Origin of the sequence: Streptomyces sp. NPDC004609, from assembly GCF_042873655.1 — a bacterium.
In the GTDB taxonomy this organism is placed as follows: domain Bacteria; phylum Actinomycetota; class Actinomycetes; order Streptomycetales; family Streptomycetaceae; genus Streptomyces.
Genome location: NZ_JBIALS010000020.1, coordinates 50498 through 68392, shown reverse-complemented (window position 1 = coordinate 68392; position 17895 = coordinate 50498). Strand labels below are relative to the sequence as shown.

The 17895-nt window shown below is 72.1% G+C and carries 20 protein-coding genes; 13 read left to right on the top strand and 7 right to left on the bottom strand.

Annotation, left to right across the window (positions count from 1 at the left end; translation table 11 throughout):
- The first annotated feature begins 25 nt into the window (after positions 1–25).
- The 5 genes from ACFYT4_RS20685 (at position 26) to ACFYT4_RS20665 (ending at position 2764) form a co-directional block, all read left to right on the top strand.
- Positions 26–736: a 2OG-Fe(II) oxygenase gene (locus tag ACFYT4_RS20685; RefSeq protein WP_389270697.1), complete on the top strand. Its 711-nt coding sequence runs from the start codon at positions 26–28 to the stop codon at positions 734–736.
- 112 nt (positions 737–848) lie between these two features.
- On the top strand, positions 849–1277 hold the full coding sequence (locus tag ACFYT4_RS20680; RefSeq protein ID WP_389270694.1) for a hypothetical protein: 429 nt from the start codon (positions 849–851) through the stop codon (positions 1275–1277).
- A 29-nt stretch (positions 1278–1306) separates the two neighbouring features.
- Positions 1307–1510 (top strand): helix-turn-helix transcriptional regulator, encoded by a 204-nt coding sequence (locus ACFYT4_RS20675; protein WP_389270903.1) that lies wholly within the window; start codon positions 1307–1309, stop codon positions 1508–1510.
- Positions 1507–2478: an NAD(P)-dependent alcohol dehydrogenase gene (locus tag ACFYT4_RS20670; protein WP_389270691.1), complete on the top strand. Its 972-nt coding sequence runs from the start codon at positions 1507–1509 to the stop codon at positions 2476–2478. Before ACFYT4_RS20675 ends, ACFYT4_RS20670 begins: the two co-directional genes overlap by 4 nt.
- Before the next feature lie 64 nt (positions 2479–2542).
- Entirely contained in the window at positions 2543–2764 is a 222-nt protein-coding gene (locus ACFYT4_RS20665; RefSeq protein WP_389270688.1) for a hypothetical protein, read from the top strand.
- A gap of 623 nt (positions 2765–3387) precedes the next feature.
- Here the strand turns inward: ACFYT4_RS20665 and ACFYT4_RS20660 are convergent.
- A complete protein-coding gene (locus ACFYT4_RS20660) occupies positions 3388–4083 on the bottom strand; it encodes a DUF6492 family protein (protein WP_389270685.1) in 696 nt (231 codons plus the stop codon).
- 63 nt (positions 4084–4146) lie between these two features.
- Here ACFYT4_RS20660 and ACFYT4_RS20655 point away from each other — a divergent pair, with 63 nt between their 5' ends.
- Complete coding sequence (locus ACFYT4_RS20655) at positions 4147–4911, top strand: polysaccharide pyruvyl transferase family protein (protein ID WP_389270681.1); 765 nt, start codon at positions 4147–4149, stop codon at positions 4909–4911.
- A complete protein-coding gene (locus tag ACFYT4_RS20650) occupies positions 4908–5714 on the top strand; it encodes an aspartyl/asparaginyl beta-hydroxylase domain-containing protein (protein WP_389270678.1) in 807 nt (268 codons plus the stop codon). The genes ACFYT4_RS20655 and ACFYT4_RS20650 overlap by 4 nt, the downstream gene beginning before the upstream one ends.
- Before the next feature lie 5 nt (positions 5715–5719).
- Here the strand turns inward: ACFYT4_RS20650 and ACFYT4_RS20645 are convergent, their stop codons facing one another.
- Positions 5720–7879, bottom strand: coding sequence for a sulfotransferase (locus tag ACFYT4_RS20645; RefSeq protein ID WP_389270675.1), 2160 nt, complete (start codon positions 7877–7879; stop codon positions 5720–5722).
- Positions 7880–7962: 83 nt separating this feature from the next.
- On the bottom strand, positions 7963–9324 hold the full coding sequence (locus tag ACFYT4_RS20640; protein WP_389270671.1) for a 2OG-Fe(II) oxygenase: 1362 nt from the start codon (positions 9322–9324) through the stop codon (positions 7963–7965).
- Positions 9325–9388: 64 nt separating this feature from the next.
- On the opposite strand from ACFYT4_RS20640, the gene ACFYT4_RS20635 reads away from it, so the two are divergent.
- Positions 9389–10318, top strand: a complete 930-nt coding sequence (locus ACFYT4_RS20635) for a hypothetical protein (protein WP_389270668.1) — start codon at positions 9389–9391, stop codon at positions 10316–10318.
- Here the strand turns inward: ACFYT4_RS20635 and ACFYT4_RS20630 are convergent.
- Positions 10269–11150: a hypothetical protein gene (locus tag ACFYT4_RS20630; RefSeq protein WP_389270665.1), complete on the bottom strand. Its 882-nt coding sequence runs from the start codon at positions 11148–11150 to the stop codon at positions 10269–10271. The genes ACFYT4_RS20635 and ACFYT4_RS20630 overlap by 50 nt on opposite strands.
- Positions 11151–11472: 322 nt before the next feature.
- Between ACFYT4_RS20630 and ACFYT4_RS20625 the strand changes: the two genes are divergently transcribed.
- Together ACFYT4_RS20625 and ACFYT4_RS20620 are read left to right on the top strand one after the other, a co-directional pair.
- On the top strand, positions 11473–11817 hold the full coding sequence (locus ACFYT4_RS20625; protein ID WP_389270662.1) for a DUF3040 domain-containing protein: 345 nt from the start codon (positions 11473–11475) through the stop codon (positions 11815–11817).
- A 272-nt stretch (positions 11818–12089) separates the two neighbouring features.
- The gene (locus tag ACFYT4_RS20620; RefSeq protein ID WP_389270659.1) at positions 12090–12326 is read left to right on the top strand and encodes a DUF5133 domain-containing protein; all 237 of its coding nucleotides are present in this window, start codon (positions 12090–12092) and stop codon (positions 12324–12326) included.
- Positions 12327–12746: 420 nt separating this feature from the next.
- Here the strand turns inward: ACFYT4_RS20620 and ACFYT4_RS20615 are convergent, their stop codons facing one another.
- A complete protein-coding gene (locus ACFYT4_RS20615; RefSeq protein ID WP_389270656.1) occupies positions 12747–13229 on the bottom strand; it encodes an RrF2 family transcriptional regulator in 483 nt (160 codons plus the stop codon).
- 149 nt (positions 13230–13378) lie between these two features.
- On the opposite strand from ACFYT4_RS20615, the gene ACFYT4_RS20610 reads away from it, so the two are divergent.
- The gene (locus ACFYT4_RS20610; RefSeq protein WP_389270653.1) at positions 13379–14110 is read left to right on the top strand and encodes an SDR family oxidoreductase; all 732 of its coding nucleotides are present in this window, start codon (positions 13379–13381) and stop codon (positions 14108–14110) included.
- Positions 14111–14170: 60 nt separating this feature from the next.
- Here the strand turns inward: ACFYT4_RS20610 and ACFYT4_RS20605 are convergent, their stop codons facing one another.
- Both ACFYT4_RS20605 and ACFYT4_RS20600 read right to left on the bottom strand, forming a co-directional pair.
- A complete protein-coding gene (locus ACFYT4_RS20605) occupies positions 14171–14953 on the bottom strand; it encodes an aminoglycoside adenylyltransferase family protein (RefSeq protein ID WP_389270650.1) in 783 nt (260 codons plus the stop codon).
- 229 nt (positions 14954–15182) lie between these two features.
- Positions 15183–16103, bottom strand: a complete 921-nt coding sequence (locus ACFYT4_RS20600) for a LysR family transcriptional regulator (protein WP_389270647.1) — start codon at positions 16101–16103, stop codon at positions 15183–15185.
- A 144-nt stretch (positions 16104–16247) separates the two neighbouring features.
- Here ACFYT4_RS20600 and ACFYT4_RS20595 point away from each other — a divergent pair, with 144 nt between their 5' ends.
- On the top strand, positions 16248–16784 hold the full coding sequence (locus tag ACFYT4_RS20595; RefSeq protein ID WP_389270644.1) for a dihydrofolate reductase family protein: 537 nt from the start codon (positions 16248–16250) through the stop codon (positions 16782–16784).
- A 259-nt stretch (positions 16785–17043) separates the two neighbouring features.
- A complete protein-coding gene (locus ACFYT4_RS20590; RefSeq protein WP_389270642.1) occupies positions 17044–17697 on the top strand; it encodes a dihydrofolate reductase family protein in 654 nt (217 codons plus the stop codon).
- Positions 17698–17895: the final 198 nt, after the last annotated feature.

Sequence of the window (17895 nt, the reverse complement as noted above, 5' to 3'; positions counted from 1 at the left end):
AACCACCATCTCCCGGGAACACATCATGACTCTGAAGACCGGACCCCTGCCCGACATCGACTGGACGGCCCTCGCCGAGGAGATCGACGCGCACGGCTGCGCCCCTACACCGCGGATCCTCAGCCCCGCCGAGTGCCGCTCGATCGCCGCGCTGTACGACGAGACCGAACGCTTCCGGTCCACCGTCGACATGGCCCGCCACCGTTTCGGCTCCGGCGAGTACCGCTACTTCGCGGAGCCCCTGCCGGACGTCGTACGCCGACTGCGGGCCGCCTTCTACCCCCGGCTGCTCCCGATCGCCCGTGTCTGGGCCGAGCGTCTGGGCCGGCCGGCGCCCTGGCCCGACGATCTCGACGAATGGCTGGAGATCTGCCACCGGGCGGGCCAGACCAGGTCCGCGCAGATTCTGCTGCGCTACGGTCCGGGGGACTGGAACGCCCTGCACCGGGACCTCTTCGGCGACGCGGTCTTCCCGCTCCAGGTCGTCATCGGTCTGGAGCGGCCCGGAAGCGACTACACGGGCGGGGAGTTCCTGCTGGTCGAGCAGCGTCCTCGGGCCCAGTCGCGCGGCACCGCGACCGCCCTCCGGCAGGGACACGGCCTCGTCTTCACCACCCGGGACCGCCCGGTCCGCTCCGCGCGAGGCTGGTCGGCCTCTCCCGTACGCCACGGGGTGAGCACCGTGCGGTCGGGGCGGCGGCACACCCTCGGCCTGGTCTTCCACGACGCCTCCTGACCCCGGACCTGACCCCGCACCTGCCCCTGGGTTCCGGCCCGTCCCTGTCCCCGACTGGAGGGACATGTAAAGAATCTTTGACGTGATGTCTGCTCTGCTTTACATTCGGAGTATGGCATCCGAAGAGAAGAGCGCATGGATCACGGGAGTGCTCGCGCTGGTGACCTACGCGGGCTACCTCGTCGCCGTGCTCGGGCGGGCGGGCGACACCCCGCTCGCGGAAGTGCCCTATGTGGCGGCGCTGTTGTGGGCCGTGGGCATCTCGATCGCCGCGTCGGTCGTCCTGCACGTGCTCGCCGCCGCGCTCCGGCCGCGGGAGGCGCACGGCAAGGACCAGCGCGATCGGGAGATCAACCGGTACGGCGAGTACATCGGCCAGTCGTTCGTCGTCATCGGGGGAGTGGCGGCGCTCGGCCTGGCGATGGCCGAACGTGACCACTTCTGGATCGCCAACGCGGTCTACCTGGCGTTCGTGCTGTCGGCGACGGTCGGCTCGGTCGCCAAGATCGTCGCGTACCGATGGGGCTTCCAGGCGTGGTGAGATCCAGGTCCACCAAGGTCACGAACGCCATCCGGGCCCTCCGGTTCACCCATGGGGAGATGACCCAGGCGGAACTGGCGGAGCGCATCGGCGTGTCGCGCCAGACCGTCATCGCCATCGAACAGGGGCGCTACTCGCCCTCGCTGGAGATGGCCTTCCAGATCGCCCGGGTGTTCGAGGTCCCGCTCGACACCGTTTTCCAGTACCCGGACAGTGAGGGAGCGCCATCATGAGGGCAGTGGTGAGCGAGACGTACCGATCCCCGGACGATCTGGAGCTGAAGGAGATCGACAGGCCTGCCGCCGGTGCGGACGACGTACTCGTACGTGTACGGGCCGCCGGACTCGACCAAGGCGTCTGGCACCTCGTCACGGGCCTGCCCTACCTCGTGCGTGTCGTGGGGTTCGGGCTGCGCAGGCCCCGGGTCCGGGTGCCGGGAGCGGACGTGGCCGGGACGGTGGAGGCGGTCGGGGACCGGGTGACGCGGTTCCGGCCCGGTGACGAGGTGTTCGGTACCTGCGAGGGCTCCTACGCCGAGTACGCCCGCGCGCACCAGGACCGCCTCGCGCCCAAGCCGGCGAACCTCACCTTCGAGGAGGCCGCCGCCGTCCCCACCTCCGCGTTCGCCGCGCTCCAGGGGCTGCGCGCGGGCGGCCCCCCGCGGCCCGGCCGGAAGGTGCTGGTCATCGGCGCGGGCGGCGGCGTGGGGACCTTCGCGGTCCAGTTGGCCAAGGAGTCCGGGGCGCGGGTCACCGGTGTGTGCAGCACCGGAAAGGCGGACCTGGTGCGTGCGGTCGGCGCCGACGAGGTCATCGACCACACCCGCGAGGACTGCACGGCCGGTCCGGTCCGCTACGACCTGATCCTCGACATCGCGGGCGGCCGTCCCCTGGGGCGCCTGCGGAAGGTGCTCACACCCCGGGGGAGCCTGGTCGTCATCGGCTCCGAGGAGGGCGGACGGTGGTTCGGGGGCGTGGACCGCACGCTCCGGGCGGTGTTGCTGTCGCCGTTCGTCGGCCAGCGGCTGAGGATGCTGGTCTCCACGCCCGACCAGGGGGATCTGCGGATCCTGGGGCGGCTGATCGAGGCCGGAAAGCTCACCCCGGCCGTCGACCGTACCTATCCGCTGGCAGAGGTCTCCGAGGCCATCCGGTATCTGTCCGCGGGCAGTGCCCGGGGCAAGGTCGTCATCACGGTCTGAGGCGCGAGGGGATCGCCGCGTCGGCCGAACGGCCGAACGGCGGCTATAGGCATAAGATCCGGCCATGGCTGAAATTGAACTCACCGATGAGCTGGTGGCGCTTGAACGCGCGGCGCTGAAGGCGCGCGAGGAGGCCATGGCCGGGACGTACTCGACCGAGACCTGGAGGCCCTGGCTGGCGGCCTCCATCGCCGCCCAGGCGGCGATCACCGAACACGCCCGGCAGACCGGCCAGAACCGCGTCGAGGTGGAGATGGCGGTGAAGCAGGCGGCCCGCGCGACCTGAGCGAGGCGGGCCGCGGCACCGGCCGCGCCGGTCCGCCGAGCGGCGTGCAGCCCGCCCGCGCCGGTTCACGGCACCGCGAGCGCCGAGCGGCCGGGAACCGCCGAACCGCCCGCCCAAGCCGGTAGCCGCCGCACCGGTGAACCGGCGAGCGCGGGCGGCTCGGACGCAGGTATCGGCCTCCTGCGCCAGCGCGGTCGGCCGGGTCGCGTCCACCCGCACCGTGCACCTGTAACAGCGCAGCGCCTCGGCGCCGAACAGTCCCCCCGCCTGCGTGCCGGTCACGGTCCGGTACGGAAACTCCTGGCTTTCGCACCGATACGAGCCACACGCTCATACACCATCCGCCCCGCGAGAGTCCTTACGTCACATCCGTCACGTGGGAAGGCCGACATCATCACCGGCTCGCGTTGCCGGGCCCGGGTTCGGCGGCGCGTATGGTCAACGGGTTGAAGCTCCTGTGTACCTGGCTGTTCCGCAGCGCCGCGGAGTCCGAGGGCGGCGAGACCGTCGATGTCCTGTTCGAGTCCGTGGCGGCCATGCGCGTGCTGTGGCCGACGCCGTAGCGCCAGAGCCTGAAGTGCCGCGCGCTGGTGAAGCGGGCCGACCCGCGCTCCTCGACGTCGTCACTCATCCGTACAGGGTTTCACCCCCCATCGGCAGCCCGAGACGATCAGGTCGAGTTCCCGCCGCAGAGTGGCGTCGATACCGCCCCTGCTCCAGTACCAGCCGCACAGCCGGGGAACCTCCGGGCCACCGGCGTCGTACCAGGTGAACGACGCGTGGTGGGCCGTATGGGCATGGGCGCCCAGGACATTGAACTCGGAGAAGCCGCGGGGCGGACACCGGGTCACATACCGGTCGAGTGACGTCCCGTGGAGCTCCCGGGACAGCGCCCGGACCTCCGGATACAGCCGGCGGGGAAAGGTGAAGGGCGGCTGCTGCATAAAGTCGAACGCGACCGGCCGCCGGAGGAAGCGCTCGGTCGGAGCGAGCCACGGCCGGTGCCTCCCGAGGCCGGCGACCGGTCGCCGGACCACCCAGGGGCGGCCGTCGGCGAGGAGATCGGCGGGGGAGACGGGACGGGTGAAGACGACGTCCGAGTCCACATGGCAGATCAGCTCGGCGCCGGTGAACTCGTCCGCGTACAGCTTGGTCACCTGCTGCCCCAGATAGTCGTCACGATAGTCGGGGCAGACCTCCAGGCGCACGTCGTCGCCGACTGCCCGGCGTACCACGGCCGATCCGGTACGCGGAGTGACGACGACCACCTCGGAGAAGCCCCGGCACCACGTCCGGATGGCGGCCAGCGCATAGCGCAACCAGGCGACATCGCCGTGGAAGGTACGGATGAGGATGGCCGTACGGTCGCTACAGTGGGTGACATGGTCGAGGCTGTGCCCGCCTTCTGGTGCCGGGCCCCCAGTCAGGGAAACGTCGGAGACAGACTCACTCCGTGGCTGATCCGGCGGATCCGCGGCGCCCCGGCCCGCTGGACGGCACCGCACGCGCCCGGCCTCAAACACTTCGTCACCGGCAGTGTCGTCTCCCTGGCCGGGCAGGGCGCCGTCGTGTGGGGTTCCGGTGTGATGAACGCCGGTGAGGGCGTCGACCCCCGGGCCGAACTGGCTGCCGTCCGCGGCCCCCTCACCAGGGAGGCGGCGCTGCGCTCGGGAGCGGCCTGCCCCCCGGTCTACGGCGACCCGGCGCTGCTGGTGCCGAGGTTCCTTCCGCGCGCCGGCCGCCGCAGGGGCAGGATCCCGGCGGTCGTACCGCACTTCGCCGACAAGGCCCGCGCCACACTGGGTACTCCGGACGGCTGGCAGCTCGTCGATGTGCAGCAGCCCGTGGAGGACGTCGTCGACGGGCTCGTCCGCGCGCCCCTCGTCGCCTCGTCGAGCCTGCACGGCATCATCCTCAGCCATGCCTACGGGACGCCCGCGGTGTGGATCAGCTACCGGGATCTGCCCAGCGGTGACGGGACCAAGTTCCACGACTACTTCCTCTCGGTGGGGGTGCCGGTTCCGCCGCCCATCGCCGTCGGCCCGACCGGCGCCGGGCTGGACGCGACGGCACTCCGGGACTTCGCGACCCTCCCGGGACGGCTTCCCGATCTCGATCTGCTCCTGGACAGGTGCCCGTTCCGGTGACCGCCCGGGAGCGGGAGCTGCTGCGGGTGCTCCACGGGATCCGGGACGCGAACTACCACCGCCCGGGCATCCGCTGTCTGCGGCTGTTCTCCGCCGACCCCCCGACGCTCGACGCCCTGCTGACCGAGGTCACCCGGCTGCGGGCCCGGCAGCGTCCGTCGCTCCCCGGCGCCCCGGGCCATGTGACGGCATGGGCCGGGCCCCGCGGCCGGGTCGAGCAGTTCAGCCTCCTCAACGCCTCCGGACGCACCGACGACTTCTCCCGCGACCACGACCTGTCCTGCGCGGGCAAACGCTTCCACCACGGCGTACGCCACCCCGCGCTGGCCGCGCTCGCCGGATCCCTGCCGCATCTGGTCAACTTCCGCGTCAATGTGCTCGGTCCGGGCGCCACGCTCGCGCCGCACGAGGAGCACAGCGTCGTACGCTCGCGCACCGGCACCGTGGGGATCCGGGCCCGCTTCCATCTGCCGCTGGTCACCCGGCCGGGGGCGACGCTGCTCCTCGACGGGGATGTCCACCATCTGCGGGCCGGCACGGTGTACCTCGTCAACCACGGCTGTGTGCACGCGGCCGAGAACGGCGGCACGGCCGAACGGATCCACCTCGTGTGGGACATGCTGCTGACGGCCGAGGCGGCCGAGGCGATGTTCGGGCGGGGACCCGCGCCGGCGGGCTTCACCCGCATCCGGGAGCGGGCCGTTCCGCCCGAGGCCACGCGCCCGGTGACCCGCTGGGAGCGCATCGCCCCGCACGTCCACGAGGCCGGCGCCCGGGACATCGGCTTTCTGACGGCTCAGTAGCCGGCTCAGTACAGCGTCCTCGGGAACTCCGCCGGGACGTAGTGGAACAGCAGGGAGGTGTGGGTGCTTCCGCCGGGGAGCGGCGGGCGCCCGTGCGGTACGGCGGTGCCGCGGAAGAACACGGCCTCACCGGGCCGCTGGACGACCGGGACGGTCCCGCGGGCGGTGTCGAGACTCAGCGGCCAGCCGCCCTCGATCCCGGGACCCGACTCCCCGAGCAGCAGCGAGACCGTGAACTCGCACTGCTCACGGTCGACATGGCGGTCGAGGACGGCTCCGCCGCGGTAGGCGGAGACATAGGAGTACGAGGGGCGCACCGGCCGTCCGGTGATGCGGCTCACCAGAGCGCGGAACTGATGGTGGAAGAAGCGTGACAGGGACTCGTTGTGCCAGCCGTAACGGCCCGTCACCTGGGAGTCCCCGAGCGGCCAGGAACCGGTCTCGATGAGCTGCTCGTAGTAGTCGAGCAGCGCTTTGCGGTGAAGGGGGGACACCATGCGGGCGATCCGGCACACCTCCGTGCACGCGAAGTCCTCGGCGGCCTTGGCCAGCGCCGCCTCGGCCCGGGCCGCCCGCCGGGCGCGCTCACCGGCCGTGCTCAGGGCACCCGCCCCGGCGAGCGCCGCCCGCAGCCGGGCGGGGAACTCCGGAGGAAGGGGGCGCCCGGGGGTGAGCGAACGCAGGGGCCGGTAGTCCTCGGGGCGGACCCAGTACGGCGCGAGCGCGCCGGTGCCGGGGTCCTCGGTCCACAGGATCGGGCGGTCGGGCAGGAACCGGTCCCGGAACCGGGCGCGCCGCACCAGCGGGAGGGGGATGGTGATCCCGGTCTGGAGCACCACGGCCGGATCGAGGGTGACGTCCCCGGTGCCGGTGCCGGTGCCGGTGTCTGTGTCTGTGTCTGTGTCTGTGTCTGTGTCTGTGTCTGTGTCTGTGTCTGTGGCCGTGCCGGTTTTGGCATCGCTTTTGGTTCCGGTTCCGGAAGTGTCATCTTCAGGGCTGCCGGTACCGAGAGTGCCGGTCACGGCGGTTCCGCCTCCGGGCTCCGCATCGGCGGCCGCCTCGTCGAGCCAGCAGGCGAAGGCGGGGGCCCGGCGGGAGTCCTGTGCGGTGCGGGCGTGTGTGGGGGGCATCGCGGTGCGTCCGTTCCTGAGGCGCTGCTGGGTCTGGGTCACGGCGTCGAGCGCCGACGGGTCGAAGCCGGTTGTACGCCGCCACTTGCCGGGCCGCGGCGGGCTGATCGTGGTCGCCGACAGCGGCAGCTCCCTGGCGTGCGCGGCGGCGGGCAGTCCGAGCGCCGCCTCCAGCCGCAGCAGAGTCCTCCCCGGCGCACCGCGCAGTTCGGCGTGGTCGACATCCACCCAGACCACCTCCGGCCGTTCGGACCGGGCGTCCAGGGCCGCCTCCACGGCCGCGGCCCACTGACGGGCCGCGATGCTCGACAGGTCTCCGCCGGCCCAGCGCCGCCATCCCGGGGGCAGCAGCAGATGCCAGGCCCGCCGGGGCCAGCCGGGCAGATCCGGAATGTTGACGAACCCCGGGCGTGCCCATGCGGCCACCATGCTCGCGACCGTGTCGCGGGCGTCCCGGTGGAGGTGGACCACGGTGGCGTCCGGGAACAGCCGCAGCAGAAAGGGAAGCCGAAGGGAGTTCTCCGGGGTCTTCTCCAGCAGCCTCGGCGGCGGTGCCCCGGGGCCGCCGTGTTCCGTCCACGCCCGGCCTCGCGCATCGCGCAGCCCGGCGAGGAAGCCGGCGTACACCGCCCCGCCGTGCCGCTCGGCGTGCTCCGCGCCCAGCGCGTGCGAGGCGTACCCGCATGCCGCCGGATGCAGCCCGGGCACCCCTTCGATCACTCCCTCGCTCTCCCCGCCGACCGTCCACAGCGCGGGATGCCGGGCCAGGGCGTCGAACAGCGCGGTACCGCCCGAGCGCGGCGGCCCGACGATGATCACCGGCGCCGCCGGCACGGCCGCCGGAACGGCGCGTACCGGTCCCGTCGTCACCGCACCCAGCCGGCTCAGCGCGGTGTCCTCGCAGGCGGGGAAGGCCCTCGCCGCCTGCTCCGAGGCGAAGAGATACCGGGCCCGTACGCCATGGGCGTCCGCCGTCACCGCGCGGGCGAGCAGCTCATCGGCCATGGGGAAGGGCGCGTGATGCGTGGCACGCACCGCCTGCCTCACGAGGCCCGCGGGGAGCGCCACACGCCCGACGACGGCCCAGGCCGCGGTCTGCCGCCCGTCCCGCCCGCCGTTCACTGCCGGTGGATCCAGCCGGTGACGCTGAAGCGGCTGTCGCCGAACGCCTTGCTCGGCACCCGGATCGGCAGCACCTCGTGGTCGTGGCGGCTGGGGAAGAACACCGCCAGGTTCGCGCGCGGCACGATGGTCTGGCTGCGGTCCGTGGGGACGATCCGCCCGTCCTCCACGACGGTCTCGAAGACCCGCAGTTCACCGCCGGAGAAGCGGCGCGGTTCGGCGGAGAAGAAGTAGACGAACGACAGCTCACGGGTGTCGCCGCCGTCCGTGTCCCGGTGCATGCCGAAGTAGTCGCGGTCACCGTTCGCGGTCACCTGCAGTTCGATACGGCCCAGGGGGAACACCGGATGGTTCAGACGGGCCCGCACCTCCTGGAGCTGCTCCCGGATACGGTCCGCGAAGAGTGACTCGAAGCGGCCGAGCCCGTCGAGGACGAGACTGCTGCGGACCCGCTCGTCCACCACCGGGGTGTCCGTGCCACGCCGCTGCACCGAGGCCGCCGCGAACTCCGGCTCCCGGCCGCGGACGTACTCCAGCAGCTCGTCCCGCTCCGCCTCGGTGAGGAACTCCCGTACCCCCTGGGCGACTTCCGCGAGTACGTCCCGCTCGAACCGCCCGGTGCCCGTCGGCACACTGGCCGGTTTGTTGTAGTGGCCGCCGCGCACCATCCGGGCGATCTCGGAGGGCACGGAGACCCGGTCCACCGCCCACTCCGCGCGGGAGCCGAGGTAGATCGCGCTGTGAAAGGCGGCGTTGAGCTCGAAGACGCCGTCGTCGATGTTGCCCGCGAGGACATCGATCGTGTCGGTCTCCGCCAGCCCGAGGCTCGCCAGCAGCTCGCCCGCCGGCGCCCGGTAGGTGAGATAGCGCGCCGCCTCGGTGAGGAAGACGTCCTCCGTACGCTCGAATCCGACGCGGCGCAGCACCAGGTCCGCCAGCCGTGAGCCCTCGGCGAGGAGATAGTGCACCTCCGCGTTGGGGTCGACGGCCAGGGTCTCCAGCGCCTCCTTGTACAGCGCCGAACACAGCCCCACATTGGTGAGGTCCTCGTCCGCGACATGCACGGGACTCAGCCCCCAGCAGCCGTCGGAGACCAGATGGGTCTGGAGCACACCGATGATGTTCCGCGCGCCCAGCCCCCACGGCGGCCACGGCCTGTCCCGCACCGCAGCGAAGATCTGCGAGTCGCCGTCGGAGAACTGCGGCAGCACGACCTCCTCCATCAGATGGGCCGCGTGCGCCCGCCGGAAGAAGCTGTGCAGGGCCGCCTTCGCGGTGTCGCTCAGCTCGTCGAAGATCTCGATCCGCGTGCCGCCGTTGCCTTCCGTGAAGAAGTCACGTCTGATGGGCTGGGTCATGGGCTCTCCTGTGATGTCACTGTGCCGGGCCTCGGGCGCCGTGGCGGTCTTCGGGTGAAGGGCGATGGGTGTGGACCTCGCCGCGGGCGCGCCCTTTCTGCGGGTGACCGGGCCGGGCGGCGGCGTCCTGCCGTGGGTACTCGTACGGGCACCGGTCGTCACCCACTCCCAGCACACCCGTCTGTCCGAACTGGCCGGTGAGGGCTGCCGGTTCGCCGGTGCGACCAGTCACCAGGGCTTCCCCGGGGCGGGGTACCGCGACGAACGCGACTACGGGCTGCTGTGCGAGGCGTGGCTGCACTGCTTCCGCCGTCCGGACCGGTTTCTGCCGACCGCCGGCCCCCGCGCCCTGGTGAGCGAGTCCGACTTCACCGATCCCCTGCGGGTGAACCCCGCCCTGGCGGCCGTACCCCCACCGGAACTCGTCGCCGACGTCGTGCACGTCTCCGGCCGCGAGCCCTGGCGGCAGCGGGCGAAGAACTGGCCGCTCGCGGCCCGCTGTCTGAGCCGGCTGGCCCGCGAGACGGGACTGAGGATCCTGGTCGTCGACGCACCGCCCGGCGCCGCGGAGATCCCCGGTGTACGGGTCACCGGCCCGCTGCCGTGGCGGCTGCTGCTCGACGTGGTCGCCGGTGCGCGCGCCCTGTTCGTCCCCGCCGTCGAGGACGCGTCGCCGAGAGTGCTCGCCGAGGCGCTCTGCCTCGATGTGCCGGTCGTCGTCAACCGGGCCATCCTCGGCGGCTGGCACTACGTCAATTCCTTCACCGGCGTCTTCTTCGACGGGGAGGAGGACGCCGTGGCGGCCGTGGAACGGGTACTGGCCTCCGGCCGGCGGCCGAGGGCCTGGTTCACGGCGCACCACGGGCCCGTGCGGGCGGGTGCCCGGGTGCTGGGGCTGCTGCGCACCCTGGACGCCGCCCTGCCCGATCTCACCCATGTGCTGCTCACCGCCGACCGGGGTTCGCCGAGACGGTCCGTGTCGGCGACACATTGAGGACCAGCCGCGGCCCGCCCCGCATGGGCGAGCGGTGGATCCAGGTGTCGCTCACGGGGTGCGGCGACCAGTGGCGCGTCACGTCGATGTGCCGGAAGTAGACGGTCGCGTCGTCCGGTACGCGGTGGATCGGGGCACCCGGCCGCAGGAACGAGGGGTTCTCGTCCATGGCGAGCAGCTCGCCGAGCGCCGCCGCCGTGGCGGGGTCCGTGCCCGTGTCCGCCGGATCCACGGTGTCCGCCGCGTTTGCGGGGTACGCCGAGGTGTCCGATGTGTCTGTTTCTGTGGCCGCGTCGGCGTCCGGGCGGCACAGGTCGGCCGCCTGCCGCGACAGCCGCTCACGCCGGCTCAGATAGGCGTAGAAGTCGGCCATCCCCAGCACATCGCCCGACGCCACGTACTCGGTCGTCGGACCGTTGTAGACCCGTACGGCCCCGACCGTGGGGGAGTCCGGCGGCACCGTGTCCACATGGAAGCCGCACCGGCGGGTGGGAGCCTCCGTGAACACACGTACCAGCACGGGTCCGTTGCCCGCACCCACCCGGACCCGGCCGACGATCCCCGCCATGTCCTCCAGGAGCGGGCGGGCCACCGCCGGGGGCGCCCCGGCCAGCGCCGACCGGGCCCACGCGGTGAAGTCGCCGAGGGCGGCAGCCGTCAGAGTCGTACGGGGAACGACCAGCCGGCCCGTGACCACCAGGCGGGCCAGCTCGTCGAGCCACGGCGGCCGTTCGCCGGGCCCATCGACGAGCGCGCTCACCGAGGGGTCGGCGAACGGTGTCAGGTCGCCCGCCGCCGCGCGCAGCACACCGGAGGCCGACGGCGCGCTCATGTCGCCGTCCCCCGCGGCACACGGCCTGCGGGGAGCGGGGCTTGGTCCGGGGGGATGGGGGTCACGGACCGCAACGTAGCCAGCCGGAGTGCGGGTTCCCGCCCGACAGGCGCCGGGCCGCCCCGCGAGAACCCGTTCAGCTCAGGTTGCCGCACCCGTGCGGAGTCCTGGTGGCCCATCCACCGGCCCGGCCGCTCGGAGCCGGTGCCTCGGGCGCGCACCCGCGCCCCCGGACGGCGGCCACGGGCCGTGCGTCAGGGTCCTTTCCGGCACGAGTGGGCGGCCGCGTGGGGGCGTCGTATTCTGGTGTCAGGTGAGAGCCATGTCGCGAACAGTTCCTCTGAACGCCCGGGAAAGGCGCGCTCTGGACGGCATCGAGGCCGGACTGAGCCGGGACGCGTCGCTGCGCCGCAGGCTGCGCCTGATCGGCCTCCGCGCCCGGGCCCAGCGGCTCGGCCGGGCCCCGGCGCTCCGCCCCGGCCCGCATCTGCTCGTACTCCTTCCGGTCAGCCTGTTTCTCCTGGTGGCCGGGATCACCACCTCCGCCGCCGGTTTCATCTGGGCGTTCGCCGGGTGCTGGCTCCTGACCGGCATCACGCTGCTCCGCCTGCTGAGCCGGACCCTGCGCGGGCCGGACCGGCGGTTCCCGCCGCGACCCTTCGTCTGACGACCTCACGGCCGGTGCCCGTCCGGTGCTCTCCGGCGGGTGAGAAGACGGTCCGGCCCGGGGGCACTTCATCCCGTGCCGACCGTGCGGGCCGTCCCGCCCGGTGGACCTTTCCGACCGTGTCGACGGGCACGACCGGCGGACGCGGTGGACCGTGCCGCAGGACAACGGATAGGCAACGGCACGCGTGATGCGCGGCAGCGCGGGCAGACGGAGAGGCGAGGCCCACTCGGGCCGGGCGTGCCCGCTCCCGGCCTTCCTCCCGTCGTTGCATGATCGGAGATTCCCTGGTGAACACCCATCCGGCGGTCTTACGGAATCAGCTCACCACCTATGAGTCCCTGCGGGGCGAGGCCACCGGGGACGTCGTGCCTCTCCATGTCCGGCGGCAGCTGCAGGACATCGCGTACGCCCTGTGCGTGTCCACCGGTGCCCGCGACATCGAGGCCGCGCTCGCCGTGGCCCGGCGCGAGCTGGACGACGACCGCGATCCGCTCACGATGGCCTGAGCGACGGCGCGTACCTCCGCCGAGCCGGACGGACGGTCGCGGGCGCGCTTCGACCGTGGCCCCCACGGGGATCGGGGGAGCACGCCCGGCCCCGGTGACCGGCACCGGGCCGTGGAGTCGACCGTACGGTGCGGAGCTGTGGAGCCCCCGTCCCCGTACCGGCCCCCCAGCGGTCCCGGCCGCGACCGATGCGTACCGAGGCATCTCGACGGCTCTCCGGTACCCAGGGACGGGGCCCGCGGTGCTGCCCGTGGGAGGCGGAGGCCGCCGCGGGAGACGTGCACGACGCGCCGGCGGCATCGGGCGGCCGGCGGCCTGGGGCCGACGTCCGTACCACCGGTTCGCGGTCGCCCGGACGACGCAGACCCGGGCGGCCGGGAGGGGACCCGGGAGCGCTGACTCGTGGTCGCGCCGGTGTGTTCAGTCGTCCTGGGCGGTCAGCCAGGCCCGGATGCCGTTCAGCACCTGTGGCCCCGGGCCGGCGTCGATGTCACGGGTCAGATCGGCGATCGTGACCGCCGCGAGGACCTCGCGCCAGGCGGTTTCGGCCGCGGCCATGGCGCGGGCGATCGTGCAGGGCAGGGTGCAGGCGGAGGCGGGGGCCGCGACCGGGCCGCGTTGGCGCACCTCCGTGCACACGAACGCCGGTCCCGTGCCGGCGACCGCCTCGACGACGTCGAGCACGGTGATGGTCCCGGGGTCCCGTGTGAGGGCGTAGCCGCCGGACTTCCCCTGGGTGGAGCGGACGAGGCCGGCGCGGGAGAGCGCCTGGAGCTGCTTGGCGAGATAGCTGCCGGAGACGTCGTGCAACTCGGCCAGCCGCGCCGCGGGAACAGGTTGACTGCTGGTGGTGAGTACGACGCAACAGTGCAGCGCCCACTCGACGCCCCCGGGGATCCTCATTTTGTCACCTTATCCGGACCGGTTTCATCCGTACCCTTTCCCGGATAAAGATTATCCGAGTAAGATCCCGGACAGTAAAGGTCCGAGTTCAAGGGGCGCTTGTGTGCCGGGGCGACCCGGTGGTGCGGCGCGCAGACGAGAGGTGGGACATGAAGGTCGCTGTGATGGGCGGAACCGGGCGGGTCGGCTCACAGGTCGTGGAGATCCTGAAGGCCGCAGGGCACGAAGCGGTGCCGCACGCGAGGTCCACGGGCGTCGATCTCTTCACCGGCGAAGGGCTGCCCCGGGCGGTGGCGGGCGCCGAGGCCGTCGTCGACGTGACCTCGTCGCCCACCATCGACGACGCGTCGGTGGACTACTTCGGGACGACCATGGGGAACCTCGTCGCGGCCGCGAGCGAGGCCGGCGTCCGGCACGCCGTCGTCCTGTCCATCGTCGGCGTGGACCTGGTGCCCGGCTTCGCCTTCTACCGGGCCAGGGTCCACCAGGAGAACACCCTCAAGTCCGGCCCGGTCCCCTACTCCATCGTCCGCGCCACCCAGTTCTTCGAGTTCGTCGACGACATCATGTCCTGGACCACCGACGGCGACACCGTGCGGCTGCCCGCCACCCGGATCCAGCCCATCGCCGTCGCCGATGTCGCCCGGGCCGTCGCCGACGTCGCCGTCGGCGCCCCCCTGAACGGCATCCGCGACATCGCGGGCCCCGACGTCTTCCGTCTGGACGAGCTGGGCAGGATCACCCTCGCCGCCCGTGGCGACAGCCGGACCGTCACCACCTCCACCGCGGGCCTGTTCGCCACCATGCCGGACGGGGCCATCATCGCCAAGGAGGGTGCGCAGATCGCCCCCACGCACTACCGCGACTGGCTCACCGCCTGACGGCCGGATCCCCCGGACCGGCGTCGCGTCACCGCCCCGGGCTCACCGGACAGTGACCGCCTACCGGTGTGTACGGGGTCCGGGGGCGCCCTCGGCCAGATGCCCGATCTCGCCCACGACGAACTCCGCGTGGCGGCCCGCATCCGCCAGCAGACCGTCCCAGCTCTCCTCGTCCTCGCCGAGGTAGACGGCTCGCGCGTGGGCGAGTACGGGACGGTGCGCGGCGGGAAGCCGTTCCAGCGCCCAGTCGGCGGCCGCGTCCTTGGACACCAGTGCCCCGGTGGCGAGGGTCGTCCAGATCCGGGCGAGCGTCAGCAGGACATTGCGCGTATCGGTCTCCAGCTCCGCGAGCAGCTCCGGAACACCGGCGACGATCGCGCGCAGGAGGTCCTCGTGGGGGACGGGCGCCAGGATCTCTCCCGGCGGAGGCCCGGTCAGCGGTGCGTCGGCGCTCAGCACCATGGTGATCAGAGGGGCGAGATCGGGGCTCGGCGCAGGTGACGGTGTCCCACCGCTCTCGTACGCGTCACGCAGCCACTCCCCGTACTGGAACTCGCAGTTCGGCGGATACCTCCACGGGCTGACCTCGGACTGCACGACGATCGTCAGCTCGACGGGACGGGCGGGCCCGCGCCGGGCCCTCTCGCCGGAGAACTCCATCAGCTCCTCGACCAGCGCCCGCCGCTCCCGTACCGTCGTACGCCGCCGCACGACGGCGAACACATCGATATCGCTGTGCGGTCTCAGCCCGCCGGACACGGCGGACCCGTGCAGATACATTCCGACGACGTCCGTGCCGAGCACCTCGCGAACCACGTGAACAACGTCTTCGGTCTGCGTCACTGCGGGTGTCCCTTCCCCTGGGGATACGGCTGTGGTGCGAGGGCGGACGAGCCCTCCGGCGGGGATCGTAGGCAGCGGCGGGGTCCGGACCCCACACCTTTTGCGGCGCCGGGCTGCCGGGCGGCGCGAACCCCGGGGCTCCGACGGCTCCCGCACGCCGGGAACGGGCACGGGCGCCCACCCGGCTGACGGTTGAGGGCAGGCGCCCCGGCGCAGGGTGCCCGGAGCCTCAGTTCGCCCGTCGGCGGAGAGCGGGTGTCCGTCGCGCGGCGACTTCGCGGACGATCCGGCCGAAGGCGTGGATCCGCGGATGGTCGCGGGCGGTGGGCCACAGGATCCCGTAGTCGACGGTCGGGGCGTCGCGGAAGGGCACGTAGACGATGCCGGGGTGCTGGTAGTGGTGGGCGGCGCGGGCGCAGGTGGGCGAGACCCCCCGGCCCGCGGCGACCTGAGGCAGCACCTCCTGCCAGTACGTGAGCGTGAGCCCCTTCGGGATGGGCCTGCCGGAGGGGGTGAGACGCGGGTAGTGGTGATCGAGCCAGTAGTCGGGGATCGTTCCGCCGATGGTGATGACGGTGGTGTCCGCGAGGTCCTCGACGCCGACCGAGTCCTGACGGGCCAGCGGATGCCCGGCGGGGACGAGCAGGGCCCGGGGCTCGTAGTAGATGACGGGTCCCCGAGTGATGTCGGGCTCGTCGATGGGCAGTTCGGTGATCTGCAGGTCGACCTCCCCGCCGCGCATGGGCCCCAGGGGGTCGGACAGCTGTATCTCCCGGATGTGGACGGTCGCGTCGGGGTGGCGTACGCGGAACAGGTCGGCGGCCTTGACCAGGAGGTCGCCGCACCACGGCGCCGAGTAGCCCACCCGCACGGCACCGCTGATGCTTCTGCCGGTCGCGACGGCCCGTTCGATACCGGCCTTGATCTGGTCGTAGGCGGGTCTCAGATCGTCGTGGAACTGCCGTCCCAGAGGGGTGAGCCGGACCGGACGGCTGGTCCGTTCGAACAGCGGCGCCCCGATGCGGCGCTCCAGCTGCTTGATCGTCTGGCTGATCCTGCCGGTGGTCACATGAAGCCGCTCCGCCGTACGGCCGAAGTGGAGTTCCTGGGCCAGGGTCATGAACGCCTCGAACTCGTGCCGGTCGAGCAACAGGGTCTCCCAGAGTTGAGTGGGGCTAAACGGATCTTGCGTGATCGCGGCTTGTACGGCGGCATTCCGCCTTGCAGGCTGGTTCTACGCGCCACGGGCCGACGACACCCGGAGGCCGGCACCGCGTATCGAAGGAGGAAGCCGATGAGCAAAGTGGTCGCACTGGTCCACACCTCGATGGACGGGGTCATGGCGCGGCCTGCGTGGACCACTCCCATCCGCAACGACGAACACGCCAAGTACCGGCACGGGCAGCTCCTCTCCAGCCGGGCACTGTTGCTGGGCCGGCACACCTATGACGGACTGTCGAAGGCGTGGCCCACGATGGAGGACGGGGAGATCATGAACAGCATCCCCAAGTACGTCGCCTCCACGACCCTCCGGCATGCCGAGTGGAACGCCTCCGTGATCAAGGGGGATGTCGCCGAAGAGGTGGCCAAACTGAAGGGCGAGCCCGGCCAGGACCTCCTCGTCTACGGCAGCGGCACCCTCGTCACCTATCTGATCAGGCACGACCTCGTCGACGAACTCAAGCTCTTCGTCCAGCCCGTTGTCGTGGGCAGCGGAAAGCGTCTGTTCCCCGACGGCGTCGACACCACGACATGGACGCTCGCCGGCATCGCCGCGTTCAGTACCGGGACCGTCGTCCTCGACTACCGGCCGGCCGGTACGGCCGCCTGACCACACACCACACACGGCACTCGGCGGGGATCCGTGACCGCGGCGTGCCCGTCGCGGGCGATCGGTCCGACGGCGGCATCGCGGGTGGCCCGCGGGAGTGCTCGTCACGCCGTTCCGGGGTGGGTGCGGATGGCATGGAATCAGGCTACCCGCCCACGGAACGAACCGTCCTATGCCGGTATTTCCCCACTGCGGGCCGTACCGGCGACACATCGATACGAGACGTCTCGTTCGATTCCACCGAGAGGTACGGAGAATCATGGAAATCAGCGTCAACACCTTCATCAGCCTCGACGGCGTCATGCAGGGCCCGGGCGGGGTCGAGGAGGACCGGAGCAATGGGTTCGAGCGCGGGGGCTGGCTCGTTCCCCACAGCGGTGACGGCCAGCTCGACCCGGTCGGCGGCTGGTTCCGCAAGGCCGACGCGTTCCTGCTGGGGCGAACCACCTTCGAGATGATGCGCATGTACTGGTCCCAGGTGACCGAGCCCGACAACATCGTGGCCACGGCCCTCAACACCTGGCAGAAGTACGTCGTCAGCGACACCCTCTCCGACACCGACGCGGCCTGGGGCAAGACCACGGTGCTGCGCGGCGACGTCATCGAGCAGGTGCGCCGGCTCAAGGACCAGCCGGGCGGTGAGCTGCAGGTGCACGGCAGCTGGCGGCTGGCGCGCACACTGCACGATGCCGGGCTCGTCGACACCTACCGGCTGCTCCAGGTGCCCGTCGTCGTCGGTGACGGCAAGCGCCTGTTCGCGGACGGGGCCGTACCGGCGACGTACCGGATCACCGAGTCGGAGGTGCTGGACGGGGGCGCGGGCGTGGTCTCGCTCACCCTGCGCCAGGCCGGGTTCGGCACCACCGGCACCGGTGAGTTCACGGTGGAGGACGGCAACGAGGCCGTCGTGTAGGCACGCCCGGGACGACGTCGGCACGCCCGCCGGCTTGCCCCGGCGGGCACGATCGAGGTACTCACCCGGCTCATCCGGCCGCGTCGACGCCCGTGGCGCGCGCGGGCGGTGGCCGATGAGGTGAGGCGCTGCCGACCCCGGTGGTGGACGCCGTGCACGTCCGGGCCGCAGGTGTTCCCTGCGGCCCGGACGTGCACG

Excerpts from the sequence above, each read along its gene's own strand:
- ACFYT4_RS20685 (WP_389270697.1), top strand. The coding sequence starts at position 26 with ATGACTCTGAAGACCGGACCCCTGCCCGACATCGACTGGACGGCCCTC.
- ACFYT4_RS20680 (WP_389270694.1), top strand. The coding sequence starts at position 849 with ATGGCATCCGAAGAGAAGAGCGCATGGATCACGGGAGTGCTCGCGCTG.
- ACFYT4_RS20670 (WP_389270691.1), top strand. The coding sequence starts at position 1,507 with ATGAGGGCAGTGGTGAGCGAGACGTACCGATCCCCGGACGATCTGGAG.
- ACFYT4_RS20665 (WP_389270688.1), top strand. The coding sequence starts at position 2,543 with ATGGCTGAAATTGAACTCACCGATGAGCTGGTGGCGCTTGAACGCGCG.
- ACFYT4_RS20655 (WP_389270681.1), top strand. The coding sequence starts at position 4,147 with ATGGTCGAGGCTGTGCCCGCCTTCTGGTGCCGGGCCCCCAGTCAGGGA.
- ACFYT4_RS20640 (WP_389270671.1), bottom strand. The coding sequence starts at position 9,324 with ATGACCCAGCCCATCAGACGTGACTTCTTCACGGAAGGCAACGGCGGC.
- ACFYT4_RS20635 (WP_389270668.1), top strand. The coding sequence starts at position 9,389 with ATGGGTGTGGACCTCGCCGCGGGCGCGCCCTTTCTGCGGGTGACCGGG.
- ACFYT4_RS20630 (WP_389270665.1), bottom strand. The coding sequence starts at position 11,150 with ATGAGCGCGCCGTCGGCCTCCGGTGTGCTGCGCGCGGCGGCGGGCGAC.
- ACFYT4_RS20625 (WP_389270662.1), top strand. The coding sequence starts at position 11,473 with ATGTCGCGAACAGTTCCTCTGAACGCCCGGGAAAGGCGCGCTCTGGAC.
- ACFYT4_RS20620 (WP_389270659.1), top strand. The coding sequence starts at position 12,090 with ATGATCGGAGATTCCCTGGTGAACACCCATCCGGCGGTCTTACGGAAT.
- ACFYT4_RS20615 (WP_389270656.1), bottom strand. The coding sequence starts at position 13,229 with ATGAGGATCCCCGGGGGCGTCGAGTGGGCGCTGCACTGTTGCGTCGTA.
- ACFYT4_RS20610 (WP_389270653.1), top strand. The coding sequence starts at position 13,379 with ATGAAGGTCGCTGTGATGGGCGGAACCGGGCGGGTCGGCTCACAGGTC.
- ACFYT4_RS20595 (WP_389270644.1), top strand. The coding sequence starts at position 16,248 with ATGAGCAAAGTGGTCGCACTGGTCCACACCTCGATGGACGGGGTCATG.
- ACFYT4_RS20590 (WP_389270642.1), top strand. The coding sequence starts at position 17,044 with ATGGAAATCAGCGTCAACACCTTCATCAGCCTCGACGGCGTCATGCAG.